Raw genomic sequence first — 19,347 nt, 5'->3', positions numbered from 1 at the left:
ATAAGAACCCTGTAGATAGCTGCAGGCTACTTCGTATTAAGTATTGCTATCACCGAGCCCAATCAATGGGGGGCCTACTGGTGTTGGCGGTATCAATTTGATATCGCAACCATGACATTTCGCTACCAATGAATCATTATCACTATCAGCTTTTAACCTTACATTTTTAGTGGTTTATAGTGATGAAAGATATTTTACAGATATTTCATAACGCTGACAGGTCAGTTTACAGTTTTTTTAAAATGGTTGTGCAGGAAAAGTAGAGTAAAAATCGAGATGATGGGGTGATAGGGATCGCTTTATGCTGTAATTCAGCTTTTTTAACCGTCATGCTGTGAAGTGGGTCACTCATTAACCATGCTATTTATATGTCTATTGGTGTCAAATACTAACCTGTTGCGCCAGACGGCGAATAATCGCCGCGGTCAGGCCCCAGATAAATTGGCTTTCATACCACGAAAGATAGACCCGGTGATTGATTCCCCCGCGATGGATATCCAGCGAATAGTAGCGCGAGAGTCTGAGAGCTTCACATAAGGGAATTTCAAACAGCCCAGCGACTTCATCTTCATTAGCCAGAAAGGCGATATTGGCGGGAACCAAGCCGACGACCGGTGTGACCTGATAACCGCTGGAACTGTCGAGCGGAGCCAGTTGCCCTAATACATGTACCGCGGAGGTAGGGATCGCCACTTCCTCCTCAGCTTCGCGCAGCGCGGTATCAATCAGTGAAAAATCTTGCGGATCGGCTTTACCGCCGGGGAAGGCGACTTGACCGGCATGTTTGCGTAAATGATCGGAGCGCCGGGTTAGCAATAATGTGGGTTCTGGTCGACAAACAATAGGAATGAGTACCGCAGCATGGCGGCCATTGGCAGAAATACTACCAGGTTGAGGTCGTTGCAGCTGGAATCGGCTAATAAATTCCGACAAAGTTCGCCCCGATTGGCTGACAAATTTGTCATTTACAAACACATTACTCACAAAATCCACTCACTCATCAATTAACTCTTTCCCAGCAGGGGTAATATTCGGGCGATTTTATCAAATGTCTCTTGATATTCAGCTTGTTCCTGACTGTCAGCCACAATTCCTCCGCCAGCAGAGCAATATATCTTACCGTTTTCAGTTAATAGGGTGCGGATGGTGATATTGGTATCCATCGTGCCACAGCAACTAATATAGCCAATGTTGCCACAATAGGCGTTGCGGCGCTGGGGTTCCAGTTGCTCGATGATCTCCATGGCCCGAATTTTTGGTGCACCCGTGATGGAGCCACCGGGGAAACAGGCGCGCAATAATGCGGTCGGTGTTGATTCGGCGGGCAGAATCGCGGTAATGGTGCTGACCAAATGATGCACCGCCGGGAAAGGCTCGACCACAAACAGCTCCGGCACCCGCACGCTGCCCGGCTGTGCAACCCGGCCAATATCATTGCGCAGCAGGTCAACAATCATCAGGTTTTCAGCGCGATCTTTAGTGGAATTAGCTAATCGCTCCGCTTGCAAACTGTCCTGTTCGGGGTCATCCAGTCGCGGTAAAGTGCCTTTAATCGGGCGGGTTTGAATATGGCGATTTTCCAACCATAAAAAGCGTTCCGGTGACACACTCAAAATTGCGTTTTTTTCTAAGCGAATAAAAGCGGAAAAGGGCGCTCGATTACTGCGGCTCAATGACAGAAAAGCTTGCCATTCATCACCTTGATACTCCGCGCTGAATCTTTGGGCCAAATTAATCTGATAACAGTCGCCACTGTGTAGATATTCCTGAATTTGTCGGAATTTTTCACCATATTGCTCACGCGACATATTGGCCTGCCACGGGCCAGTTAACTTAAATGGCGTGACAGCTTGAGAGCACTGTTGCTGCTGTAACCAAAGCCAGCGCTGTTCAGCATCGCCATGGCATACCAGTGTCAGTTTTTGCAAATGATGATCGGCAATCAAGGCCCAGTCATACAGGCCGACCGCCATGTCCGGTAAAGCGATATCCTGCTCGGCCAGTACCGGTAATATCTCAACCCGCCGCCCCAAATCATAACCAAATAGCCCTAATGCACCGCCTAAAAAAGGCAGGTCAGGGTGGGGCGAGACCGGGGGAGAAAATTTATCCAATTGCTGTTGCAATAAAGAGAATGGGTCTTCGAGGGAGAGTTCCTGACCTTGCGCACTGATAATCTCGGTTTGCTCGCCCCGAGTAGTGAGGGTGACTTGCGGGTCGGCGACCAGAATATCAAAGCGGTTATGGGTGTGTTCAGCAAATCCGGAGTGCAGCAGCATGGCCCAAGGTTGCTGGGCAAGGGGGGCGAATTGCTGGAGCAGGGCATCTGGTTGATAAGGCAAGGTTTTGAAAGTCAGGGATTTCACACTCATGAGTCGCTATTCTTTTCTTTCGGCTGGACATATTAGGCGGCGTAAGGCTATTTTCACCACCAAAGTTGGGGAAGATTAGCATAAATTACCCGGTATTTGGGGGCTGTTCACCCGACGCGGTCAATTCACCGTAAATAGCGATTCACTTTAAATAACAATAAACAGGTATACTGAATCAATTATATGCAGGAGATAAATCAATGTTAGCGGGTATGCCTTCACTTTCTCATGAGGAACAGCAAGAAGCTGTCGAACGTATTCACCAATTCATGTCGGAAGGAATGAGCAGTGGCGAGGCGATTGCTTTGGTTGCCGCAGAGATTCGCGAGCGGCACCAGAATGATCCACAAGCCATGCCTATCTTTGAAGATTCTGACTTTGATGACAATGATGAGTCTGATTATCGTCGTGATAATGAGCAGGATGCGGACGAAATAGAAGATCCTTACGAGGGGTAAGTTCTCGTTTTTTGCTGTCCAATGCCAATAAACCCGTCGCGAAGGCGGGTTTATTGGCTGTTACGCATGACTGACCTGTTACCGCTATTTACCGGTCACGACCACCGCATCTGCGGCCCGTTTTGCCACTTCAATCGCGGTATCAATATCATCCGCTACCGCCAGCGCCACACCCAACCGCCGTTTACCTGCAATGTCGGGTTTACCAAATAAACGAATTTGTGTGTCACCGACCAGGGCGGTTTCCAACCCATGGTAAGCAATATTATGGCTGGTTAATTCGGGCAAAATAACCGCCGACGCGGCTGCGCCATACTGACGAATGGTGCCAATTGGCAAGCCGAGAAATGCGCGCACATGCAAGGCAAACTCAGACATATTCTGCGAAATCAAGGTCACCATGCCGGTATCGTGAGGGCGCGGTGAAACTTCACTGAAAATAACGTCATCACCGCAGACAAATAACTCCACACCAAATAGCCCATAGCCACCGAGCGCGGTGACCACTTGTGATGCAATCTCTTTCGCCCGCGCCAGCGCAATATCACTCATCATTTGTGGCTGCCAGGACTCACGGTAATCGCCATCCTCCTGACGGTGACCAATAGGCGCACAAAAATGGATGCCATCAACTGCGCTGATGGTCAGCAAGGTGATTTCAAAATCAAAGTGTACCAATCCCTCGACAATCACTTTGCCGCCGCCTGCCCGGCCACCTTGTTGCGCGTAATCCCATGCGGTTTGAAGTTGCTGTTCATTGCGAATCAAACTTTGGCCTTTACCGGAAGAACTCATCACCGGTTTGACAATGCACGGATAACCCATCTCACTCACTGCCTGACGGAATGCGTTCTCGGTAGCGGCAAAGCGGTAACTGGAGGTCGGCAATTGCAGTGTTTCAGCAGCCAGACGGCGAATTCCTTCGCGGTTCATGGTCAAGCGAGTCGCTTCGGCGCAGGGCACAACTTTGTGGCCCATATTCTCTAACTCAACCAGCATATCAGTGGCGATAGCTTCAATTTCCGGCACAATATAGTGCGGTTTTTCCTGCTCGACCAACTGCTTGAGCGCTGCGGCATCCAGCATGTTAATCACATGGCTACGATGAGCAACATGCATTGCAGGCGCATCCGCATAGCGATCAACCGCAATCACTTCCAGCCCCAGCCTTTGGCATTCAATCGCCACTTCTTTGCCTAGCTCGCCTGCGCCAAGCAACATGACACGGGTGGCGTTTGGGCGCAGTGCGGTTCCAATAGTCAGCATAGTTAGATACCTACATCAGTGGAAAAGTTACACAATAATTTGATACGCGATGAATTTTACGGGCATGAGTATACGGCAAAATAGCAACGAAAACGATTGCGTATCGGTGTCTACGCAGAGAATCACGGCATTTTGCCGGTATTGATGCAGTATAGTTCCGGCAATAGCCCTATATCTGGTATTATCGCGCCAAAATCTTGCGCTCGCCTTCAGGCCATCGCTGCCATTCCATTCCGTTATAAGAGTTACTGCCGTGAGCACAACGTCCTTTTCTTCCCTGACACTGCCTGCTGAGCAGTTGTCCAATCTTAATGAACTTGGTTATACCGAGATGACACCGGTACAGGCCGCAGCATTACCGGCCATCCTCAATGGGCAGGATGTTCGGGCAAAAGCCAAAACCGGCAGTGGTAAAACTGCGGCCTTCGGCATTGGTTTGCTGGACAAAATTGCTGTGGGTGAGTTTGTGACTCAAGCTTTGGTGCTGTGTCCCACTCGTGAACTGGCTGATCAGGTCAGCAAAGAGTTGCGCCGGTTAGCGCGCTTTACTCAGAATATTAAAATTCTGACCTTGTGTGGCGGCCAGCCGATGGGCCATCAGTTGGATTCCCTGGTGCATGCCCCGCATATCGTCGTCGGCACGCCGGGCCGTATTCAGGAGCATTTGCGCAAGAAAACCCTGGTGCTGGATGACCTCAAAATTCTGGTGCTGGATGAAGCCGATCGCATGTTGGACATGGGTTTTACCGATGCCATTGATGATGTGATTGCTTATACCCCGCCACAGCGCCAGACGTTGCTGTTCTCTGCGACTTATCCGGCAGGTATTGAACAGATCAGTGCACGGGTTCAGCGCCAGCCAGTCAATGTTGAAGTTGATGATGGTGATGAAGCTCCCGCGATTGAACAGGTATTTTTCGAAACCACGCGCGAAAAACGGTTGCCGCTGTTGATCTCGGCCCTCAGTTATTATCAGCCGGCCTCTTGTGTGGTGTTTTGTAACACCAAAAAAGATTGCCAGAGTGTCTATGAGGCGTTGGAGTCCCGTGGCATCAGCGTGTTGGCTTTGCACGGCGATTTAGAACAGCGCGATCGTGATCAAGTGCTGGTGCGTTTTGCCAACCGCAGTTGCCGGGTGTTAGTTGCAACAGATGTTGCTGCCCGTGGTCTGGACATTAAAGACTTGGAACTGGTGGTCAATTTCGAACTGGCGTTTGATCCGGAAATTCATGTGCACCGCATTGGCCGTACCGGGCGGGCAGGGATGAGCGGTCTGGCAGTCAGCCTGTGTACTCCACAGGAAATGACCCGTGCCCATGCCATTGAAGATTATATGCAAATGAAACTGAAATGGACGCCAGCCGAGCAGGTAAGCCGCAGTGCCAACACGATGCTGGAACCTGAAATGGTTACCTTATGCATTGATGGTGGGCGCAAAGCTAAAATTCGTCCTGGCGACATTCTGGGGGCCTTAACCGGTGAAGCCGGTCTGACCGCCGCAGATGTAGGTAAAATCGATATGTTCCCGGTCCATGCTTATGTTGCTATTCGCAAGGCGAGCGCCAAACGTGCTCTACAGCAGTTACAGCAAGGCAAGATCAAAGGCAAAAACTGCAAAGCCCGTTTATTAAAATAATCACAGTAAAGGGCGATGGTGGTTGCATCGCCCCAATAAATCACATTATACTGTGATTATGTACAGTAATCTGTAAGTGAAGAGGACGCGTATCAATGGCCGTTGAAATAAAATTCGTCGTGGTAAGACAGGGTGAGGAAAAAATGACTTTCACAACCAAAAAAGAAGCCGATGCCTACGATAAAATGCTGGATTTGGCTGACAATTTGTCTGAATGGTTGTCACAGTCACCTTTAACACTGGAAGAAGATCAACGCGAGGCCTTGAGTTTCTTCCTTGCAGAGAACAAAGACGCATTAGGGCAAATTCTGCGTGGTGCCCATCCAACGGCATCCGCCGAGGGGCAGCCGAAAGCGAAAGTTGAAAAGATCGCGCCAGAGAAAAAATCCAAACCTGAAGCAGATCAAGCCGCTTAATCTGCCTGATTTCGGCAGGAAGTGAAAAAGGCATCTAAAATGAATCGTGAAATCACCTTCTTTCGCCGGTTTGAGGCGGATATTCTGGCTGATCGCAAAACGATCACCATTCGGGATAGCAGTGAATCCGACTTTTGCCCAGGGGAAACCCTGCGCGTATGTCGCAATGAAGACGGCGTGTTTTTCTGCAATATTTTGGTTAAATCCGTCACTCCAGTCACCTTGGATGCACTGACGCAACGCCATGCCGAGCAAGAAAATATGTCGCTGGATGAACTGAAAAAAGTGATTAAGGAGATCTATCCGGGGTTGGAGCAGTTTTACGTGATTGAATTTACTCGGTGTTAATTAAATAGCGTTAATACTTTGATTCTGTAACGCTATTCACTCTGTAAGCCCCTTTCAATCATTGTTCCAACCAGAGGATAGAAATAAAAATATCTGGAGGAATGATGAGAAAGACAGGACTCGCCTTAATAGTGGCTGCGGCTTTGGTCGGTGTCATCAGTAGTGTACAGGCTCAGGAACCGCGGGTAGCAAAAGTCCCTACTTGCATGGGGTTAAATCAATCCCAGATTGCCACCCAAGTTAAACGGGATTTTCTACAAAATCGTATAACCCGTTGGGAAGCAGATAAAAAACTGTTGGGTACTGATAGCCCGGTGGCTTGGGTTAGCGCAGTAGACATTACTGGCAAAGATGATATCTGGCAGGTTCCATTGACCGCTCGTGGTAAAAAAGGCGATAAAACCTACCAAGTGGTGCTTGATTGTAAAGCTGGCACCATTACCTATACCTTGAGTACTTGAGCCGCAACAGTAGAATTAAGCTAATCACGTACCAAACAGGTGCTGGCGCAAATCTATCCTGCACCTGTTTATCATGTTGTTTATCATGTTGTTTATCATTGAATTATCCTCCTTCAACTCAAATTTAAGCAGATGCTGCCGCTTGGCATCAACAGGTATTCGTGTCACTCTCGGGATAACGAACACAGATGGATACTTCAACTAATGACCACACCTCCAAAGGCAGATAAACGCCCTTATCCGATGACGATGCATGGTGATATCCGTACAGATGACTATTATTGGCTACGTGATGATGAGCGCACTGATGCTGATGTTCTGAACTATCTGCAAGCTGAAAATGAGTTCACCGAGTCGGTGTTGAAACCGCAGCAACCGCTTCGCGAAACGTTGTATCAGGAAATGGTTTCCCGTATTCCACCCCAAGAAGAGTCCGTCCCCTATATTCGCAATGGTTACCGCTATCAAACACGTTTTGAACCAGGTAATGAATATGCCATTTACGTGCGCCAACCGGTTTGGGCTGATAGTAGTTGGGAAACATTACTCGATGGTAATCAACGTGCTGCGAAAAGCGAGTTCTACACTTTGGGGGGCTTGGATGTTAGCCCAGATAATCAACTACTGGCAGTGGCTGAAGATTTCTTATCACGGCGCCAATATGATATCCGGGTAAAACATTTACAAAGTGATAGCTGGCACGAGGAAGTGATCAGCAATACGTCGGGTAGCTTTGAGTGGGCCAATGATTCAAAAACATTGTATTACGTGCGTAAGCATGAAAAAACGTTGCTACCTTATCAAGTCTATCGTCATGTCGTGGGTACTGATCCGGCATCGGACCAGCTGATTTATCAGGAAGCGGACGATACATTCTATGTTGGTTTAGAAAAAACCACGTCTGAGCGCTTTATTGTCATCCATCTCAGTAGCACCACAACATCTGAAATTTTACTATTAGATGCTGATCAGCACGAGCCGCTGCCGCAAATGTTCGCGCCACGCCGCAAAGACCATGAATATGGTTTAGATCACTATAAGCAGCATTTTTATTTACGTTCGAATAAAGATGGCAAAAATTTCGGCCTATATAAAATCACCGATACAGCTAAAGTGCCGGTTGATTTCGCTGATGAATCTCAGTGGGTACCATTAATTGCGCCAAGAACAGATGTTATGTTGGAGGGGTTCAGCCTCTTTCGTGATTGGCTGGTGGTGGAAGAGCGGAGTGAAGGATTGACGCATTTGCGGCAAATTCACTGGCTTACCGATGAACAGAAATCGGTGACTTTTGATGACCCCACCTATGTCACTTGGTTGGCGTATAACCCAGAGCCAGAAACTGAACTCTTGCGCTATGGGTATTCCTCCCTGACCACGCCAAGTTCCATGTATGAGCTTAATATGGACACGGGTGCTCGTCAGTTGCTCAAGCAGCAGGAAGTTAAGAATTTCACGCCAGAAAAGTACCGTAGTGAGCGGATTTGGGTTACCGCATCAGATGGTGTCAAAGTACCCGTTTCATTGGTTTATCACCGTGATTACTTTACCCCGGGCAGTAATCCGCTGTTGGTCTATGGCTACGGGTCATATGGCAGCAGCATGGATCCTGTATTCAGTGGTAGCCGTTTAAGTCTGTTAGATCGCGGTTTTGTCTTCGCACTGGCACATATTCGAGGGGGCGGTGAACTGGGGCAGCAATGGTATGAAGATGGTAAGTTGCTCAAAAAATTAAATACATTCAATGACTTTATCGATGTTACCAAAACATTGGTTACCAAAGGCTATGGTGATGCTAACCGTGTTTTCGCTATGGGCGGCAGTGCAGGCGGCTTGTTGGTGGGGGCTGTTATTAATCAGGCGCCTGAACTCTACAAAGGTGTTGTAGCGCAGGTGCCATTTGTTGATGTGGTTACCACTATGCTGGATGAATCTATCCCTCTGACCACTGGCGAATATGATGAGTGGGGCAATCCAAACGATAAGGCCTATTACGATTACATCAAGCAATATAGCCCATACGATCAGGTTAAAGCCCAAGATTACCCGCACATGCTGGTGACTACCGGGTTGCATGACTCCCAAGTTCAATATTGGGAACCTGCAAAATGGGTCGCGAAACTGCGGGAAATGAAGACGGATGACCACCAATTATTGCTTTATACCGATATGGATTCGGGCCATGGGGGGAAATCAGGGCGTTTCAAAGCTTATGAAGATATTGCTTTGGAATATGCTTTTATTCTCTCTTTAGCTTGATTCACAAAATCGGTTACGCCAGATAATGTGTCAGGGTATGGCGCATATCGGGTGTAAGGTCTGCAATTGAGGTCAGCATCCAGCGCAGGTAGTCCGGATCTTGCCGGGCTATCTGTTCAATACTTTTTCCACGATATTTCCCGAACTTAAATGTTTGTAATAACAGCGGTTGTTGCGTTACTTCCACCATTTGCTCAGCATTCCATCCTGAGTCTCGCATGATGCGCTGCAACAGCGCGGCGGTGACATAACAATCATACAAAGCTCGATGTGGATAAAGATTATCTGGCACTGAAACATTCAGGCGCAAAGCGTAACGCAGATATTGATTACTGTGTTTAATATCAGGGTAGAGCATACGAGCAAGCTTTAACGTGCAAATCCATTGGCCACCCATTTCCGGCAACACACCGCGGTCAAAGGGGGCATTATGAGCGACGTAATAAGGGCTCCCTTGATATTTTCTAACCGCAACGGCAATTCGTGGTTTACCTTCCACCATTTCTTCCGTGATATGGTGAATTATCATGGCATCGAGACTGATTGGTCTATCTGGGCTAACCAGGTCACTCATAGGGTTGATTACGACCCCATTAACGACATCAACAGATGCGATTTCAACAATACCGCCCTCAAAGCCGCAAGTTTCAGTATCGATGACACGAAAACACATATTTATTCTCCCCCGCAATGCTTGAATATTAGCAACAAAAAACCCGCCTATCGTGGCGGGTTGACTGACGAGACGAAAAATCCGTTATTCTGCGCTAGTGGAAGATGACTTTTTAGCGCGTTTCTCAGCCTTTTTCTCAGCTGGCGTTTTTAGTGGTTTTTTCTTCGCGTTCTTTTTGCTGTCCATTCCCTTACTCATGGCTTGCCTCTCTTTACCTTCGGTTAGGTTGGTACGCCCACCTATTAACCACCTAATAGGGGTGAGTTGCAAGGAAAGAAAGTATGAATATACTTAATATATTGTTTAATAAAGATATTATTAAATATTAATATCTCTTGTTACGTTCTAATACACGCAATGTTTTGGGGTAAGACATGAAAATTAATTAAGTTATGGTGTATTTATCACCTGTTGATGGAATTAATGTGCTGATTGGCGTAAATGTAATGTTTTATCGTTGACCCTGCGGGCTGTATAGGCTTTGATAACTTGAGTGTCTTAACAAACATGGAAAAATAATGGAACAATTACGTGGGCTTTATCCAGCGTATGAGCCTTACGACAGTGGCTTACTAGACACGGGTGATGGTCACCAGATTTACTGGGAACTCTGTGGTAACCCTGAGGGTAAACCCGCGGTATTTATTCATGGTGGCCCTGGTGGCGGGATAGCACCTTATCATCGACAACTTTTCAACCCAAAGAAATACAAAGTATTACTGTTTGATCAACGCGGGTGCGGGCGATCGACTCCCCATGCCAGCTTGGATAACAACACGACCTGGCATTTAGTCGATGATATTGAACGGCTGCGTGAGATGGCCGGTGTAGATAATTGGTTGATATTTGGCGGTTCTTGGGGGTCAACACTGGCGTTGGCTTATGGTGAAACCTATCCCGAACGGGTTAGTGAAATGGTTTTACGCGGGATATTCACTCTGCGCAAAAAAGAGTTGGATTGGTACTATCAGGACGGGGCTTCCCGCTTCTTCCCAGATAAATGGCAGCGCGTGTTATCCCTGTTAGCACCAGAAGAGCAGGGCGATGTCACTGCTGCTTACCGCAAACGGCTAACCTCACCTGACAAAGCGGTACAATTGGAGGCCGCAAAAATTTGGAGCCTGTGGGAGGGCGAAACAGTCACTTTACTGCCAGCCAAAAGCGCAGCTTCTTTCGGTGAAGATAACTTTGCTCTGGCATTTGCTCGCATTGAAAATCACTATTTTACCCACTTGGGCTTTTTGGATAGTGATAACCAACTGCTTGATAACGTTACGCGTATTCGCCATATTCCTGCGGTAATTATTCATGGCAGATATGATATGGCTTGTCAGCCACAGAATGCGTGGGATTTAGCCAAAGCATGGCCGGAGGCTGAATTGCATATTGTTGAAGGTGCCGGACATTCCTTTGATGAACCCGGGATCTTGCACCAACTGATTCTTGCTACCGACAAGTTTGCCCGAAAATCCTAGCGATTCTCACCGCTAAACTCCCGCAGAACCTTGTGCGGGAGTCTCTTACTCAGGACTTCATTTTTGGCTCATACGGCAAGCGAGAGAATTTATTTGATTCACTACGGTAGTGTGCTAGCCGCTGTAAAAAGTATTCACGTAACTCATCCGGCTGTTCTCGAGCAACCATTTCAGGGATCACCGGCATATTGTAGCGCTCTTTAAATGCCACCCCAGAAGCGGCCAGATCGACATTCATTTTTGCTGTTTCTTCATCAGAAAGCTCAGCCAGATTATATCCCATTTTTTTTCTCCTTCATGGCGTGTCGGCGAGTATTGCGCAAAAGGTAATGCAGCTGGCAGATATTGGCAAGGGGCTAATGTGAACGAATAATGTCTAATTAAGTGTTTTAGCAGTGAGATAATATGACCTCAAAGTCATAAGGTTATTATTTATTGAAATAAATCTCAAATAAGAATCATTCTTTTTAGTATTCTGGTGTTAATGTGAATGATTCTTATAATAATTAATACCATATTTTATTTTAAAAATACCGATTATAATCAACAAGTTAAATTATTTAATGTTTTTATTAAATATTAATGTGAATAGGGTGTTCTTATTTTGTTTTTAACTTGGCATAATACGCCAAGTTAATCGTTGCTTACCTGCATTATAAAAATTAGGGAATTATTATGTTGAAAACAGAAATGGCTCAGAAGCTTAATGAACAGCTGAATCTGGAATTTTACTCTGCCAATCTTTATCTGCAGATGAGTGCCTGGTGCAGTGATAAAGGCTTTGAAGGCGCGGCAGCATTTTTAAAAGAGCATTCTCAAGAAGAGATGCAACATATGCAGCGTTTATTTGAATACTTGAGCGGAACGGGCGCTATGCCGGTATTGGGTACAATCAGTGCGCCGCCGACAGATTTCGCATCATTGGCTGATGTCTTCAAACTGACTTATGAGCATGAGCAACTTATTACAACTCAAATTAATGAGCTAGCCCATGTTGCAATGACCACTCACGATTACTCTACATTCAATTTCCTGCAATGGTATGTGTCTGAACAGCATGAAGAAGAAAAACTGTTCAAATCTATTCTGGACAAATTGGCACTGGTGGGTAACAGCGGTAGTTCATTGTTCTTTGTCGATAAAGATCTGAAAACCATGGCAGCACAGAACCACGTTCAGGCTTAATTTTTTTGGCTTGATTTGAACTCGCCGCAGTTTCTATTCACTCTTAGTGGAAATAGAAATTGCGGTTTTTTTATTGTTTCTTTTGCCATACTCGTCTGCCTTTTTTCGCCTTAATTTTATTGTTTCGTGCTAACAACATGTTGTTTAGCTATGGTTTCTCGACTTGTTATATTGAAATCGTTATCATTTTCTACCAAGCTAAAAGCGCTAACTGAGCTTAATTGCTGCTCAACTATTGGTTATATTTCAAGCGCCACTCATAATTTGGCGTTTTATTTTGTGCCCTACCTCACAGGTAGTGCAATTGACTGGAAGTGATAGGGGTTCGCGCTGCCAATATAGGATATGGTTGGTAGCAGACAGATTCTTCTCCCCATCGATTAAGGGATATTATGTTTATTCGCAAAGTACGTTCTTCTTGCCGCATGCTTTCGGCACTTATTGTGTTATTTGTTGGGCTATCCAGCCAACAAGCCTTGGCTCACGCCCACCTGAAACTTGAATCTCCTGCTGCTGATGCGACCATCGGTTCAGCGCCAGAGGCCGTAACACTTGGCTTTTCTGAAGGGATTGAATTGAATTTCAGTGGTGTGAAAGTGACTGGCCCAGACAATAATATTGTCAAAACCGGCGAGCTTAAATTGGATCCAGTTAATAACACACAATTAATCTTGCCGATCGATAGTGCATTGAAAGCTGGGAAATACGATGTTTCATGGCATGTAGTGTCTGTTGATGGTCATAAAACCAAAGGCACTTACAGCTTCACAGTGAAATAATATGTCTCTGGCGACTCTATTCGTTCTGTGTCGCTTTCTGCATTTTTTGGCGGTGATGTTGATGTTTGGCATCAGTGTTTTCACCGCCTTATTAGCACCGGACCGTTTCTCTTCAACACTCAAAAAACGCTTATCACCTCTCCTTATTTTCAGTACATTCTTGGGGTTAGCCTCCGCTATCGGGCTTCTGGCTATCCAGGCCGGCTTGATGGGCGATGGTTGGGCTGATACCTATAAACTAAATGTATGGTGGGCGGTATTAGGCACCCGTTTTGGTCAGATATGGCAATGGCATCTCGGTTTATCCATCTTGAGCATGTGGATAGTTTTGCTCAGCCCAACCCGTGTTTACTATCGGCTAGTGGTGGGCTGTTCAACGTTGTTATTAGCAAGCCTGGCCTTTATCGGTCACGCGGCGATGCACGAGGGTGTACTGGGATGGATTCATCAGATCAATCAAGTGATACATCTGCTCAGTGCAGGTTATTGGATAGGATGCTTGCCCGCATTACTGGTTTGCCTTGCATATACCCGCCATGGTGATGCTAAACGCGAAGCTATCACTACGTTAATTAGGTTTTCAAGTTGGGGCCATTTGGCAGTCGCACTGGTATTGGCCACCGGAATTATTAATAGCATTATTATACTGCGTGAGACTTCTTTAACGCTGACATCTGTCTATCAGATGCTATTACTCAGTAAAGTAATATTGGTACTGTTGATGATTGTCATTGCTGTGATCAACCGCTACCTGATTGTTCCTATGCTTCGGAAATTGCCGAAAAAAGCTCATTATTGGTTGGTTGTAAATAGCTGCGCAGAAATTATTGTTGGTGCGGCGGTACTCTTTTTGGTGAGTATTTTTGCGACGATAGCGCCAGTATAGTGTGAAATAATACCTGGCACATAGTGCCTGTAAGCTTGCATCGACGTCACGGTATACGCGAAAATCAAGGCAATCAGTTAATTGAGGATAATTTAAATGAAGGGTTTTGTGCTGACATTATCATTACTGATGTTATCGGTAAACGCTATTGCTGCCGGGAAGATAGTGACCGTCAGTAAGTTTGAGTTTGGCAAACAATGGGCATTTAATCGAGAAGAGGTGATGTTAGAGTGCCGCTCTGGCGGGGCTTTATTTGTGATAAACCCAAGTACATTAGCCCAATATCCACTCAATGATGTTGCGAATGAACAGATGAAAGCGGGGCATGTCCTGGCAAAGCCGTTAGATATTTTATTATTGGATGACAGTGAGAAGCCGGGCCAAAAGATGAGTTTGGAACCTTTCCTGCAGCGTGCCACGACTTTATGTCAAAAGTAAACTCGAAAATTTTGGTGGACACAGATATTTGTCTCTATCTAACAGACAATTACCTTGTTCAGTTTATGAGCTGATTTTTACTATCCCAAATAGTTTGCAACCGTGATTGATTAATTCTGTTGCTAAGTTGGCGAAACACATGTACTCGACTATTCTTAGAGAGTACGGCTGAACAAGCCTACGTTAATGCCAACTTTTAGCGCACGGCTCTCTCCCAAGAGCCATTTCCCTAGACCGAATATAGGAATCGTATTCGGTCTTTTTTTAATTTCATTTTAAATCAATTACTTAAGTGGACGATGTCCGAAAATGTCCGAAATTTGTCCGAAATTTCATATTCGGTCTTTTTGGCGAGGGGATAGCCCCGTCTTAAAAACGGGGGAAATGTTATAGCATCACGTATTCTTTGCCCCGTGTATCAAGGTATTTATCGGTCATTTTTTCTGATTTATGTCCCAGCAACTTTCGCGTAAATTCTTTCCCATATTCTTTTTCATACAAACGTCCCGACAGGCTTCGTATCTCATGAAATGATGGCGGAGAGTGGGAGAAAGATAATCCAGAATATCGCCTCGCTTTGACAAACCCCTTGGTCAATCCATCGGGATGAATAGAGCCGTCAGGACTGTTTTTTCTAATACCAGAACTGATGAGAAAATCTGTTCGGCTTACTTGTCGGCAGCGGTCAATAATGTTTGAAAGGCTTAAACCGACAGATTTCAGCGTCAGAGTCAGTGGAATAGCGATCATTGCCCCTGTTTTAGTTTGCTCTATGTATAGTCGGTTATCACGTACATCGATAAACTTCATTTTCACCACATCTTCACGGCGTTGGCCGGTGACGAGTGCTAAATCCATCGATAATGCAAACCACGCAGGTTGCTGTTCGGCAGCATTGCGGATAGCAATATATTGCTCGTATTCAAGACGTTCTCTCATGACGGTAATTTTAGGCGCTCTTGTTGGCGTTACCGGATTGACTTCTATTCGTCCGGCAACGATAGCTTCACGAAAGACATCAGAGAGAACAGAGCGTAATGTACCTGCCATTGCTGCCTTTCCTTGCTCAACCCATGACTCCAGAAATTCAGCAATATCAAGTGTTGTGATTTTACTAAGAACTTTATCGGCGAATTTATCTCTGATCGTATTGATATGACCTGCCCGCACCTTGTAAGTGTTGGCGGCTAGTTTTCTACGTTGCAGGATAATTTCATATCGCTCTAACCAGTTATCCATGGTGTATTCATGGACGCCTTTGAGCTGTTCCAGTAGAGCAATTGGCGAGTAATTTTTCTCAATATAATGATTTGCCTCTATAGCTTGAGCAATCGCATCTCTCCGGGATATTTGGCCTAATGCTATCTCTTTCCCGTTTAGAGGATTGCGCCAGTAGAACGATTTCCGTGATTTTCGGTAGGTTAGGTTGCGCGGCAGGTTGGCATCATATTTTGCCGGCCTTTTCTTCATCGATTATTTTCTCCACTAACGGGCAAGGTTTGGTTTTTATCTTGGTCGCTGGTCGAGTGGGGGCTGTTTTGCTGAATTTGTTGGGTTTGATATAGATTGCATCAGGGGAGACTTGATATTGCCTGCCATGAATTTCTGGAGGGGGATAAATATTCCCATTTCTGGCCCAACGTCTTAGGGTAGTGAGCGGTGGTGGGGCAGAGTAATGCAAGTCTGCCCATTCAGTTAGTGATATAGATTTCATCAAAAAAATCCTTAATTAACTTAATATGCTATTGCTTAGATATTGATTGTGGGGGAATCGAGTGTAAAAGATTAGTCGCCAAACCCACCGCGACCAGAAGTATTGCTGGTGCGGATGTATGATTGCCTGTTACTTTCGGGCAGTGATGCGAAATAGGCAGATATTGCTTTCCTGCGGGATGATTCTCTTTCCTCAGTCATCCATTTAGGTAGGGGCGGATTCATTGATGCAATGGTATTGATTCTGCGCAGCATCCCAGCATAAACATATCCGTGTTTATATATTCTGGGGTGCGATTGGCCTCGTTTGGCGCAGTCAAAAGCCTTCAAAGCATCAAGAGCAATTTCCTTAAGTATTCGTTCTCTTTCGGTCATTGTCACTTTGCCTTTGTCGGGGTCATGCCACTTTTTTCAATTCAGAAGCACGGAGCTTGTATACATCGATACATTTCTGTTGGTGTTCTGCTGACGATGCCATAGCATTCCACGCTGCTTTATAGATGGACTGCAATTCACTAACGTTTTGGCAGTCAGCAGCCTGAGCGGTGAAATCGGCCAGTATCTCGTCGCAAGTTCTTGGTGCTGGGTGGTGTGTTTCTGCGTCAGGGTCTGCTGCGGTTTCCTCCGTTGGAATACAGAATGTCTGAAACGCTGCGTATTTATAGGCTATCGACATAGCTTTGTTTGTTGCCTTGTCCCCTGAGTCCATAGCCTCGCCAAATGTTGTTACTGTATGAGTGCTACCGTCTTCCGTTGCGACAAAATCAAACTCAGCTTTAACAACAACGTAAAAAAGTGATGCGCCCTTTAATGTTGTTCGTTCTGAAACTGTTCGCTCAACAATACGCGGAAGGATCACCAATCTATTGCGAACCAGTGCAGGGGACAGGGCGTTGTAAACCGCATCTATACCTCTAAATTGAAATCCTTGCTGAGCATTCCGACTGTTCTTTGCGATACCGCTTTCTGATAAATCTTTTGCTACAGCAGCAATTGCTTTGTAAACCGCTTTAGTTTGCATAGTTCCCCCTAAAATGGTTGTTCACCCAAGAAATAGCGCTGGTTTAATCGCTCCAGCTTCGCCAGACTCAAGCACGACTGTTTTGCTTTTCTTAGTCCCTTTCTGCGGTAATACAAGGCATCCAGAATGTGTTCTTTTCGGTTTTCAATGCTTTCTTTTACTGTTCTTCCAATACTCATGATGGAAGTCTCCGACTTACGGCCTTAGCTACGCGTGCTCATACTTTTAAAGCCAAATGTTTGCTAGAGATCATGTATTTCACTGTTGAGAATTTGATATTTTTTATGGTAAAAGCTGAATTAATCGCGGGGCTTGAACATGATGTAATATCCTTAATATATTTAAAATTGATAAAGTTGCGTTTGTTATATATTTAGTGGTTAGAATATGAAGTTGATGAATATTGCTCTTCGTTTAATTAGTATTGTTGTTATTGTTCTTACGACTATTTCGTTAATGATTGCTGCGTGGATAATTAGTTAAGTTTTTTACTTTAGACTTCTAATACGGTCTAATTTTACCATTTTCATATATTTATGGTTCTAATCTCCGGTTAATTAATTCAATAAATTGTTGCCACAAGGTTTTAGAGGGCGGTGGTCTAAAGTTGTTTGAGGTCAAACAATTAGAAGGATGATGCTGGATATAAAGCAGATAGTTTTTTGAGGTAGCACCCATAGAGGTGCCACCCCTGATTGAAATAATCATGGGTGACTCCTGTTGCTATGAATTAGTAAGCTATTTTTTTCAGATCGTCGGGATTAATGACGAGCAGGCCTTTTCGTTTGAAAACTTCAATAAAAGTTTCTATAGGGCCGATGAAATAATTATCAGGTAGACGTTGAGAGCTAATAAGTTGCTCTCCATAAAATCGGAGAAGGACTTTGCTATGTTTGGATTGTTCGGTGGATGTTGCTAGTTGGCGCAGTTTCTTTTCACACTCTATAAAATATCGGCGTATTTGACGACCTTTTTCGTTGCGCTCAACCATCGCCAGTTCTTTAGCTGTATCGAGGGTGAGGTGGTAGTCAATGCTTGGACGCCCTCTACCTATTTTTTCCCGATTTTGGGAAAAAATCACATAGTCCTGATTTTCAACAAATTCATATTCAGGGATGCGCTCTGTAATCCATGAGGCAAAGCGTTTACCTACACCAAGGAAAGAATGTAAACAACACTCTATGCTATTCGACGCTGTTAGCGTCTGTTGCCTGCTTTTATCCACATCAGGCGAGGTGGCACCCGTCATACCCCTACAACGAGATTTTGTGATAGCATTTTGATACCCCTACAGTTTGCGAGTTTCAAAATGCCCGAATGGATCTCAGTCTGGATTGCCAAGATTTTTGGCAGCGAGCCAGTGGTGAAAGTCATGTATGTTCTTATCGGTTGGTGCCTTCTTATTCTATTTATGCCAGCAAGATTTACCGAGTCGATTTATGAGAAGTCGAACATTCCTTTTGCAGGGCAACTTTGTTTGTTCGCGCTGGCGTTCGTTATTGTTGATGCTGTTCAGCGGGGAATGAATAAGTGGAAGAAACATCAAGAAAAGATTGCCATGATTGATGAGAAGAATAAGCAAGCACAGCAAGCAAAGATTGCCATTATTCGCGATATTGAAAATCTAGATCCTATCGAAAGAAGCTTCTTGAAACATTTTGCTAACTCAAGTTCAGCGTGGTTATCGCCAGATAATGTGTCTGTCACAAGCTTATTAAGGAAGCGGTTTATCTCCTGCACCCATCATCGACGCCGCATTAAAGGGAGCTTGATAATGTCGTATGAAATCAATCAAAAATATGCAGCAGTGGTTAGAGAATATTTCAAGGAAGTTAACAAAAACTGATTTTTTGATGATGTACATCAGAAAGCAAAAAAAACCGAACTGGTGAGGAACGAGGGTTTTTGGTGCTCCATGCAAACTTATGACTGTTGACATCCTCCACGCCCTGAAGGACGGG

The 19,347-nt window shown here is 45.3% G+C and carries 23 protein-coding genes; 12 read left to right on the top strand and 11 right to left on the bottom strand.

The genetic code is table 11. From position 1 onward, the window contains the following. Nucleotides 1–381: 381 nt before the first annotated feature. Both DX162_RS18080 and pabB read right to left on the bottom strand, forming a co-directional pair. Entirely contained in the window at nucleotides 382–975 is a 594-nt protein-coding gene (locus DX162_RS18080) for a CoA pyrophosphatase (protein WP_032819553.1), read from the bottom strand. A gap of 29 nt (nucleotides 976–1,004) precedes the next feature. Then, nucleotides 1,005–2,372 carry an aminodeoxychorismate synthase component 1 gene (gene pabB / locus DX162_RS18075; RefSeq protein ID WP_004389909.1) on the bottom strand — a complete coding sequence of 456 codons (1,368 nt, stop codon included), beginning with the start codon at nucleotides 2,370–2,372 and terminating at the stop codon, nucleotides 1,005–1,007. Between the two features lie 200 nt (nucleotides 2,373–2,572). On the opposite strand from pabB, the gene DX162_RS18070 reads away from it, so the two are divergent. Beyond that, nucleotides 2,573–2,830, top strand: coding sequence for a YoaH family protein (locus DX162_RS18070; protein ID WP_004389910.1), 258 nt, complete (start codon nucleotides 2,573–2,575; stop codon nucleotides 2,828–2,830). An 84-nt stretch (nucleotides 2,831–2,914) separates the two neighbouring features. Here DX162_RS18070 and purT read toward each other — a convergent pair whose 3' ends face one another. Continuing rightward, nucleotides 2,915–4,096: a formate-dependent phosphoribosylglycinamide formyltransferase gene (gene purT / locus DX162_RS18065; protein WP_004389911.1), complete on the bottom strand. Its 1,182-nt coding sequence runs from the start codon at nucleotides 4,094–4,096 to the stop codon at nucleotides 2,915–2,917. A gap of 253 nt (nucleotides 4,097–4,349) precedes the next feature. Between purT and dbpA the strand changes: the two genes are divergently transcribed. From dbpA to DX162_RS18040, 5 genes are all read left to right on the top strand, one after another. Next, a complete protein-coding gene (gene dbpA, locus DX162_RS18060) occupies nucleotides 4,350–5,732 on the top strand; it encodes an ATP-dependent RNA helicase DbpA (protein ID WP_004389912.1) in 1,383 nt (460 codons plus the stop codon). 95 nt (nucleotides 5,733–5,827) lie between these two features. Then, entirely contained in the window at nucleotides 5,828–6,148 is a 321-nt protein-coding gene (locus DX162_RS18055; protein WP_004389913.1) for a YebG family protein, read from the top strand. Nucleotides 6,149–6,187: 39 nt separating this feature from the next. Then, a complete protein-coding gene (yqfB, locus tag DX162_RS18050; RefSeq protein ID WP_004389914.1) occupies nucleotides 6,188–6,496 on the top strand; it encodes a N(4)-acetylcytidine aminohydrolase in 309 nt (102 codons plus the stop codon). 104 nt (nucleotides 6,497–6,600) lie between these two features. Continuing rightward, the gene (gene yebF, locus DX162_RS18045; RefSeq protein WP_032819542.1) at nucleotides 6,601–6,957 is read left to right on the top strand and encodes a protein YebF; all 357 of its coding nucleotides are present in this window, start codon (nucleotides 6,601–6,603) and stop codon (nucleotides 6,955–6,957) included. 204 nt (nucleotides 6,958–7,161) lie between these two features. Continuing rightward, a complete protein-coding gene (locus DX162_RS18040; protein ID WP_004389916.1) occupies nucleotides 7,162–9,216 on the top strand; it encodes a S9 family peptidase in 2,055 nt (684 codons plus the stop codon). 13 nt (nucleotides 9,217–9,229) lie between these two features. Here the strand turns inward: DX162_RS18040 and exoX are convergent, their stop codons facing one another. Continuing rightward, nucleotides 9,230–9,889 (bottom strand): exodeoxyribonuclease X, encoded by a 660-nt coding sequence (gene exoX / locus DX162_RS18035; RefSeq protein WP_004389917.1) that lies wholly within the window; start codon nucleotides 9,887–9,889, stop codon nucleotides 9,230–9,232. Between the two features lie 518 nt (nucleotides 9,890–10,407). Between exoX and pip the strand changes: the two genes are divergently transcribed. Continuing rightward, on the top strand, nucleotides 10,408–11,364 hold the full coding sequence (pip, locus tag DX162_RS18030; RefSeq protein ID WP_004389926.1) for a prolyl aminopeptidase: 957 nt from the start codon (nucleotides 10,408–10,410) through the stop codon (nucleotides 11,362–11,364). A 49-nt stretch (nucleotides 11,365–11,413) separates the two neighbouring features. On the opposite strand, the gene DX162_RS18025 is transcribed toward pip, so the two are convergent. Next, nucleotides 11,414–11,647 (bottom strand): DNA polymerase III subunit theta, encoded by a 234-nt coding sequence (locus DX162_RS18025; RefSeq protein WP_004389928.1) that lies wholly within the window; start codon nucleotides 11,645–11,647, stop codon nucleotides 11,414–11,416. Nucleotides 11,648–12,039: 392 nt separating this feature from the next. Here DX162_RS18025 and ftnA point away from each other — a divergent pair, with 392 nt between their 5' ends. The 4 genes from ftnA to DX162_RS18005 all read left to right on the top strand — a co-directional run bounded on the left by ftnA (nucleotide 12,040) and on the right by DX162_RS18005 (nucleotide 14,652). Then, a complete protein-coding gene (gene ftnA / locus DX162_RS18020; protein WP_004389930.1) occupies nucleotides 12,040–12,549 on the top strand; it encodes a non-heme ferritin in 510 nt (169 codons plus the stop codon). A 392-nt stretch (nucleotides 12,550–12,941) separates the two neighbouring features. Beyond that, complete coding sequence (gene yobA, locus DX162_RS18015; protein WP_032819543.1) at nucleotides 12,942–13,328, top strand: CopC domain-containing protein YobA; 387 nt, start codon at nucleotides 12,942–12,944, stop codon at nucleotides 13,326–13,328. 1 nt (nucleotide 13,329) lies between these two features. Next, nucleotides 13,330–14,214: a copper homeostasis membrane protein CopD gene (copD, locus tag DX162_RS18010; RefSeq protein WP_004389932.1), complete on the top strand. Its 885-nt coding sequence runs from the start codon at nucleotides 13,330–13,332 to the stop codon at nucleotides 14,212–14,214. A 96-nt stretch (nucleotides 14,215–14,310) separates the two neighbouring features. Next, nucleotides 14,311–14,652: a YebY family protein gene (locus DX162_RS18005; RefSeq protein ID WP_004389933.1), complete on the top strand. Its 342-nt coding sequence runs from the start codon at nucleotides 14,311–14,313 to the stop codon at nucleotides 14,650–14,652. Between the two features lie 387 nt (nucleotides 14,653–15,039). Here DX162_RS18005 and DX162_RS18000 read toward each other — a convergent pair whose 3' ends face one another. The 6 genes from DX162_RS18000 to DX162_RS17980 form a co-directional block, all read right to left on the bottom strand. After that, on the bottom strand, nucleotides 15,040–16,122 hold the full coding sequence (locus DX162_RS18000) for a tyrosine-type recombinase/integrase (protein WP_004389934.1): 1,083 nt from the start codon (nucleotides 16,120–16,122) through the stop codon (nucleotides 15,040–15,042). After that, nucleotides 16,097–16,366 (bottom strand): excisionase, encoded by a 270-nt coding sequence (locus DX162_RS17995; RefSeq protein ID WP_032819545.1) that lies wholly within the window; start codon nucleotides 16,364–16,366, stop codon nucleotides 16,097–16,099. The genes DX162_RS18000 and DX162_RS17995 overlap by 26 nt, the downstream gene beginning before the upstream one ends. A gap of 71 nt (nucleotides 16,367–16,437) precedes the next feature. Further along, nucleotides 16,438–16,740, bottom strand: a complete 303-nt coding sequence (locus DX162_RS17990; protein ID WP_032819547.1) for a hypothetical protein — start codon at nucleotides 16,738–16,740, stop codon at nucleotides 16,438–16,440. A 22-nt stretch (nucleotides 16,741–16,762) separates the two neighbouring features. Then, on the bottom strand, nucleotides 16,763–17,386 hold the full coding sequence (locus DX162_RS17985; RefSeq protein ID WP_004389935.1) for an ERF family protein: 624 nt from the start codon (nucleotides 17,384–17,386) through the stop codon (nucleotides 16,763–16,765). 8 nt (nucleotides 17,387–17,394) lie between these two features. Beyond that, nucleotides 17,395–17,565, bottom strand: a complete 171-nt coding sequence (locus DX162_RS22350) for a hypothetical protein (RefSeq protein ID WP_004389936.1) — start codon at nucleotides 17,563–17,565, stop codon at nucleotides 17,395–17,397. 551 nt (nucleotides 17,566–18,116) lie between these two features. Continuing rightward, nucleotides 18,117–18,635: an antA/AntB antirepressor family protein gene (locus tag DX162_RS17980; RefSeq protein ID WP_080548257.1), complete on the bottom strand. Its 519-nt coding sequence runs from the start codon at nucleotides 18,633–18,635 to the stop codon at nucleotides 18,117–18,119. A 60-nt stretch (nucleotides 18,636–18,695) separates the two neighbouring features. On the opposite strand from DX162_RS17980, the gene DX162_RS17975 reads away from it, so the two are divergent. Next, complete coding sequence (locus DX162_RS17975) at nucleotides 18,696–19,232, top strand: super-infection exclusion protein B (RefSeq protein WP_004389938.1); 537 nt, start codon at nucleotides 18,696–18,698, stop codon at nucleotides 19,230–19,232. Nucleotides 19,233–19,347: the final 115 nt, after the last annotated feature.

This window comes from Yersinia kristensenii, assembly GCF_900460525.1.
In the GTDB taxonomy this organism is placed as follows: domain Bacteria; phylum Pseudomonadota; class Gammaproteobacteria; order Enterobacterales; family Enterobacteriaceae; genus Yersinia; species Yersinia kristensenii.
This window is presented reverse-complemented; position numbering and strand designations above follow the sequence as displayed.

Bases quoted from the DNA above. Each gene is read 5' to 3' on its own strand.
- exoX (WP_004389917.1), bottom strand. From the start codon at position 9,889: ATGTGTTTTCGTGTCATCGATACTGAAACTTGCGGCTTTGAGGGCGGT.
- pabB (WP_004389909.1), bottom strand. From the start codon at position 2,372: ATGAGTGTGAAATCCCTGACTTTCAAAACCTTGCCTTATCAACCAGAT.
- yobA (WP_032819543.1), top strand. From the start codon at position 12,942: ATGTTTATTCGCAAAGTACGTTCTTCTTGCCGCATGCTTTCGGCACTT.
- yebF (WP_032819542.1), top strand. From the start codon at position 6,601: ATGAGAAAGACAGGACTCGCCTTAATAGTGGCTGCGGCTTTGGTCGGT.
- DX162_RS17985 (WP_004389935.1), bottom strand. From the start codon at position 17,386: ATGCAAACTAAAGCGGTTTACAAAGCAATTGCTGCTGTAGCAAAAGAT.
- DX162_RS17990 (WP_032819547.1), bottom strand. From the start codon at position 16,740: ATGACCGAAAGAGAACGAATACTTAAGGAAATTGCTCTTGATGCTTTG.
- ftnA (WP_004389930.1), top strand. From the start codon at position 12,040: ATGTTGAAAACAGAAATGGCTCAGAAGCTTAATGAACAGCTGAATCTG.
- pip (WP_004389926.1), top strand. From the start codon at position 10,408: ATGGAACAATTACGTGGGCTTTATCCAGCGTATGAGCCTTACGACAGT.
- DX162_RS18055 (WP_004389913.1), top strand. From the start codon at position 5,828: ATGGCCGTTGAAATAAAATTCGTCGTGGTAAGACAGGGTGAGGAAAAA.
- DX162_RS17980 (WP_080548257.1), bottom strand. From the start codon at position 18,635: ATGACGGGTGCCACCTCGCCTGATGTGGATAAAAGCAGGCAACAGACG.
- DX162_RS22350 (WP_004389936.1), bottom strand. From the start codon at position 17,565: ATGAGTATTGGAAGAACAGTAAAAGAAAGCATTGAAAACCGAAAAGAA.
- DX162_RS18005 (WP_004389933.1), top strand. From the start codon at position 14,311: ATGAAGGGTTTTGTGCTGACATTATCATTACTGATGTTATCGGTAAAC.
- DX162_RS17995 (WP_032819545.1), bottom strand. From the start codon at position 16,366: ATGAAATCTATATCACTAACTGAATGGGCAGACTTGCATTACTCTGCC.
- DX162_RS18025 (WP_004389928.1), bottom strand. From the start codon at position 11,647: ATGGGATATAATCTGGCTGAGCTTTCTGATGAAGAAACAGCAAAAATG.
- DX162_RS18040 (WP_004389916.1), top strand. From the start codon at position 7,162: ATGACCACACCTCCAAAGGCAGATAAACGCCCTTATCCGATGACGATG.
- DX162_RS17975 (WP_004389938.1), top strand. From the start codon at position 18,696: ATGCCCGAATGGATCTCAGTCTGGATTGCCAAGATTTTTGGCAGCGAG.
- DX162_RS18000 (WP_004389934.1), bottom strand. From the start codon at position 16,122: ATGAAGAAAAGGCCGGCAAAATATGATGCCAACCTGCCGCGCAACCTA.
- copD (WP_004389932.1), top strand. From the start codon at position 13,330: ATGTCTCTGGCGACTCTATTCGTTCTGTGTCGCTTTCTGCATTTTTTG.
- yqfB (WP_004389914.1), top strand. From the start codon at position 6,188: ATGAATCGTGAAATCACCTTCTTTCGCCGGTTTGAGGCGGATATTCTG.
- purT (WP_004389911.1), bottom strand. From the start codon at position 4,096: ATGCTGACTATTGGAACCGCACTGCGCCCAAACGCCACCCGTGTCATG.
- DX162_RS18070 (WP_004389910.1), top strand. From the start codon at position 2,573: ATGTTAGCGGGTATGCCTTCACTTTCTCATGAGGAACAGCAAGAAGCT.